Source organism: Frankia sp. Hr75.2 (assembly GCF_949319125.1).
Taxonomy (GTDB): Bacteria; Actinomycetota; Actinomycetes; order Frankiales; family Frankiaceae; genus Parafrankia; species Parafrankia soli.
The window spans coordinates 1-5,139 of sequence record NZ_CASGGV010000084.1; the positions used below are offsets into that span (position 1 = coordinate 1).

At 66.2% G+C, this 5,139-nt stretch carries 4 protein-coding genes and 1 pseudogene; 3 read left to right on the plus strand and 2 right to left on the minus strand.

What is annotated here, in order from left to right:
* Positions 1-501: 501 nt before the first annotated feature.
* Positions 502-759, minus strand: coding sequence for a hypothetical protein (locus AC559T_RS08155; protein WP_207974736.1), 258 nt, complete (start codon positions 757-759; stop codon positions 502-504).
* A gap of 238 nt (positions 760-997) precedes the next feature.
* Complete coding sequence (locus AC559T_RS08160; RefSeq protein ID WP_498868304.1) at positions 998-2,356, minus strand: alpha/beta hydrolase domain-containing protein; 1,359 nt, start codon at positions 2,354-2,356, stop codon at positions 998-1,000.
* A 416-nt stretch (positions 2,357-2,772) separates the two neighbouring features.
* Here AC559T_RS08160 and AC559T_RS08165 point away from each other — a divergent pair, with 416 nt between their 5' ends.
* From AC559T_RS08165 to AC559T_RS08175, 3 genes and pseudogenes are all read left to right on the plus strand, one after another.
* Positions 2,773-3,960 (plus strand): hypothetical protein, encoded by a 1,188-nt coding sequence (locus AC559T_RS08165; protein ID WP_498868305.1) that lies wholly within the window; start codon positions 2,773-2,775, stop codon positions 3,958-3,960.
* Positions 3,961-4,039: 79 nt separating this feature from the next.
* Entirely contained in the window at positions 4,040-4,663 is a 624-nt protein-coding gene (locus tag AC559T_RS08170; RefSeq protein ID WP_112106259.1) for a TetR family transcriptional regulator, read from the plus strand.
* A 231-nt stretch (positions 4,664-4,894) separates the two neighbouring features.
* Positions 4,895-5,139 (plus strand): annotated as a pseudogene (locus tag AC559T_RS08175) (integrase); the annotation flags it as partial.

Genomic DNA, 5,139 nt, shown 5'->3' on the forward strand with positions numbered 1-5,139 from the left:
TGCGGCACGTTCAGGGTCGAGAGGGTAGGCCATCGTCACGCTCCGATCAGTGGGAGAAGCTCGACACTGTCCCGCATTACCGGTTCACAACTATCCAGTGCTGCCGGAGTACATCCCCAGCCGAGGTCTTCCCGGGCAGGCGGGCTGAGCGCTTTCTGGCCGCATTCTTGCCTGGCATTTGCATGCATCCCTTGTTTCCATCGATTTTTGCCTGGTCCCGCCATCAGGTCAGCTGACAGGGGTGGAGGGCCGACTACACGGGCTTTGGAGTTATTCCGGTTGCCGGACCGGCAGGATCACCATGGGCGGTGCGGCGGGGTCGTGGAACACCTTCTGATCCGCGACGCGAGGGATTGTGGCGGTTTCCCGCGGCTCGTTTGGGTCCGGGTTGTGGTTGTAGCGCGGGAACGCACCGCTGGAGATCTGGACCCGAGTGCGATGGTCGCGCCTTAAGGGATACGCCGTCGGCCACGACCGCACCGGCGCGCAGGAGATTCAGGTTCATCGCACGCGACCTCCTTCTACTCGGACGTGTTGGCTACCGGCGAGCACCAACACGAGGCGGAGCAGGCGGTCAGTCAATTCCTCGGGATCGAGGGGATCGTCGCCGTCGATCAACCAGTCGTTGATGACTGCGGCCGTCCCGCCGGTGAGTAACGTCGTCAGGTCCTCGGCCGTGCCCTGGTCCAGCTCACCGAACAGTTTCCGCACGGCCTGTCTTTGGAACGAGCTGAACAGACTGTTGAGTGCTCTGGTCATGGCGAACGCGCACGATCCGGCCTCCACGGAGACCCGCGCGCTGTTCGGTGAGTGAGACGCTCGTGGGCGGGCATGCTCGACAGGTGTCGAGCATGCCCGCCGCATTCAGACGTCGGGTGTCGGTCCATTCGGTTGTCTGCGGGATGACGGTGCGACGAGGGCGTCGCGCCGCAGGCTGTCGTCGGCTTCCGGCTGCGGCGGTTGCGGGTTCTCGGTGGCCCAGCGCATTGCGGGATCGCTACTTGAGGATGTTGGACTGCGCCGCCACGACCAGGAGATGGCGGGCGTCCTCGGGCAGGAGGAACCCGGCCCGGACCGCGTCCTGGGTCGCGCGGTTCCATGCCGAGACGAAACCGCCGTGGTTGCGGTACAAGGCGGTGAGTTGCTCCGCCGAGAAGGGAACGGTGGCGCCGAAGAGCGGACAGGACGGGGTACCGCTGTTACCGAGTCCGCTGAGCTTGGCCACCGCGGCGTCTACGGCTGGCGTGCGGATACCGCCGAGCACGGTGCCGTTCGCGTCCAGTGCGTACTGGAGGGGCTGAACGCTGATCGTCTCGAGGCGTGGCGCCATAGGAGGTGGCGTGCCGTGGGCGACCCAGCGGTTGAGGCTGGCGATCGCCGCGCGTAGGACGAAAGTCTGTGGTCCACTGTTGATCGGCAGGTTACAGGTGTGGTTGGGGTTCGGTTGGTTCGTCGGATGCAGCATCGAGTCGAACCAGTCCGCGACCGGTTGACGGTCTCCGGTGTCGCTAGCGCCCTGCCGCAGGCCGTAGAGGTCGAAGTGTGATGTGCCTGCGACCTCCCAGAGCCGGTAGAGGGGGGTGTCGGGCCGGCGGGAGAGCAGGCCGCCGGTGTCGTTCTCCGTCTGGAAGAGCAGCACCGGAACGTCGAGGTCGTCACGGATGAAGGTGGGCGCCGGAGCCGGTACGTCCGGCAGCGGAGCCTGGGTCAGGGGTGCGCCGGCGGGGGTGATGCGGCTGTGTACCAGGAAGCCGTCGTAGACGTTCACGAGCGGGTGCGCGGCGTTGATGTAGGTGGTGAGGCGGTGCGCCGACTGCGACTCCCCGACGGCGAGCAGACGCTTGGGTGTCAGTCCGTCGAGCAGCAGGTCGGGGTTGTCGCGGATCGCCTGACCGGCCTGGGAGAACATGTCGTAGGAGTAGCTGTCACCGGGATGCGTCAGGGTGGCGTACCGCGCCGGGTCCCCCATCGGCGGCGCCTTGAGCGCGTTGAGGCCGACGGCCTGCGCGGAGACACCCACCCAGGCGTAGCCGCGCCGGGTCAACTCGGTGTGCAGGTGCATCCAGTCCGGGCTGGCGTCCACTCCCCCGGTGACGTTCAGCCACTCGACGACCACCGTGCCGTTGAAGTCGCGGTCGCGGATCGGTCGGTTCACGACGACGCGCGTCTGGTACGGCTGCTGCGAGGACGGTTGGACCGTCCACTTCCCGTCCGTCGCGAGCGGGGCCGTCGGGGAGTACGCGTCCGCCGTTCCCTCCAGGAAGTACTCCGACTGCGCGTAGCCCACGGAGGCGAGGTCGAAGTTCGTGTGCGCGAACACGACCGGCTTACCGTTTCCCCCGGTCACAGGCCCCATTTCGGCCGGGGACGCGGCATCCGCGTAAGCAGTCCCAGTTAACCCAACACATGCTACGAGCGCACATGTCACCCCCAGCATCCGATGTCGAACCACAGCCATTCCCCTCTCGTCTTACGTCAATAGCCTTGACCGGCCTGCACGTCGAGACGTTAATGGCAGATCATGACAAGACCGACAGGTTGCGAAAGCTAGCTCCTGCAGCAAAAGGGTGTCAACCCTCAATGAGGTACAGACCATGGCGAATCACCATCGCGACCCGACCAGCGACCCTCGCGATCACAAATAGTCGTCAGTCATGCTCTTATGGTTACGAAGCGAGCCTGCCCTTCGGCATGACATGCCACTGTTGACATGAACACGCGCGAGGTGGCACGGTTCCCTCTCAGGGGGCGGGAAGCGACCTAAGGGGAACGATGTCGACGGACCAGTCCTTGCACGAGAGGACGGCGCGCGATCCCGCTTCGTCGGCCAGGTACGCCCCGAGCACGTTCCTGCGTTGGCTGCTCGTGACGCTGTCGTGTGGCGCGGGGGCCGTCCACTTGGTCATGGTCCCCCCGCACGCGCAGGAATCGTTGGTCATGGGCCTGGCGTTCGCTGCCGCGGGTTGGTTCCAGATCGGGTTCGCGCTCGCCGTGCTCGTGGCACCCACGCGTGTCTGGCTGTGGCTGGCTGTGGCCGCGAACCTCGTCTTCCTCACGGCGTGGGCGACCAGCCGTACCGTCGGGCTGCCGGACTGGACGGGTGACGGCGGCACCCGGCAGGCCCGTTCGGTTGACATCCTTTGCGTGGTCTTCGAAGTCGCGATCGTGGTCGGCGCGGTCGCGCTCCTGGTCGAGTCGAGGGTGCTCGAACGCTGGAAGAGCGCGGCGCCTGCCGTGACCGTCGCGGTCGCCGTCGGCGTCCTCGCGGGCACGACCGCGGTTCTCGTGTCGCCGAGCACAGCCAACCACGCGCATGCATCCGGCGACGAGCATGCCCATCCCGCAACCGCCACGGCCCACGGCCACGACGCGTCGGACCCCTCGGCGGCCACCGGGCACGATCACGCCGAGAGCACCATCACCTACGACAAGCTCCCCGCGGCGACCAAGGCCGAGGTCGACCAGGTGATCGCGCTGTGGGCGAACAAGTACCCGACCGCCGCCGACGCGGCGAGCGACGGCTGGTTCAACCCGGGCAGGAGCCTATACGGGATCGGCGCGCACTACGTCAGTACCGTCGGCTTCAGTGGCGCCGCGGCGTTCGACATGCTGAACCCAAACATCCTCCTCTTCGACGGTGACGGGCCCGACGCGAAGTTCGCGGGGCTCAGCTACGTGGTCGCTGACGTGCCCGAGGGCTTCACCGGCGACTACGACGCGTGGCACAGCCACCCGTCGGCCTGCTTCGAGGGCGGCAGGGTGTCATCGCTCACGGAGGAGAACTCCGCCGTCTGGCTGAGTGAGAGCGAGTGCACAGCACGAGGTGGGCAGGTACGCCCACTCGAGAACGACCAGATGATGCACCTGTGGATCGGACCTGAGTACATCAACCGCGCCCCGATCTTCGCGCACGACCACCCCGACCTCTACGACGGCTACAACCCCAAGCGCGACGGCTAACCGCTCCGCCGTTTCCCAGGCAGGAACGGCCTAGGCTGCAAGGAGGGAGCGGGTGCCGGAAGAGTGTGGGACCGATGGGATGACCGAGTTGACGACCGAGTCGCTTGCCGCGCAGCTGAGGACTAAGCGCTCGGAGATGATGATCTCCGAGTTGGAGGCCGTCGCGCTCCGGCTGTTCGAGGAGCGCGGGTTCGACCAAGTCACCGTCGACGACATCGCCTCCGAAGCACATATCTCGGTGCGGACGTTCTACCGCTACTTTCCCGCCAAGGAAGACGTGCTGCTGGTGAAGATCGACCGACGGAGCCAAGCGCTACAGGCCGCGCTGGCGATCCGTGCCATCGACGAGGCTCCGCTGCACTCGCTGCGCCTCGCACTGATGGAGGCAGTGTCGCGGGAGGACGCGGCCCTCAGCAGGCGCTGGACGGAAGTGATGATGGCTACCCCGAGCGTGTTGAGGACGGTGCTGGGCGGAATCCAACTGAAGACCCAGAGGGTGATCGCGGAGTTCCTTGGTTCTCGCCTCGGCCTGCCCAGTGACGCTCTGGTACCCACCATGCTGGCCGCCGCAGTCGGCGGCGTCATCCAGACGGCGCAGACGCAATGGTTCCTCGCGGGTGGCGACTTGGTGACGAGGATCTCGGAAAGCCTCGAGGTCCTGGAACAAGGGATCGTATCCGATCCGAGGACCTGGTCTGGTTGATCCACGCTCCCCTACGTCCACGTCCTCCGGGAGATCGATGCGGGACACGATCTGATGATCACCGAGCCGGGGGCCGTCGCTGACGCGCTCCTACAGATCGTGTGGGGTGCCAGAAGTCGGCCTGGGCTGTGAGGAGGGATGATGCGGCGGCGCGGCTGCTGTCGGCATGATGGTCACCTATGTCCATCCTGTGGGGCTCCAGAATCCCGATTTGGGCGGTGACCTGCGCGTTTGCCTGCCGGATGGGGCCTGCGTCGGGCAGGCTGGATGGTCATGGTGTGGTCGCTGCTCTACGCCCTGACACGCAACGCTCTCGGGCTGATGCTGCTCCGAGTCCGCGGGTCCGCTGCAAAGGACGTAGAGCTCCTCGTCCTGCGACACCAGGTGGCGGTGTTGCGACGGTAGGTGAACCGCCCCGGCGCTGGAACGGGTAGGCGGATCGGGTGATCCTCACAGTCCTGTCCCGGCTGTTACCC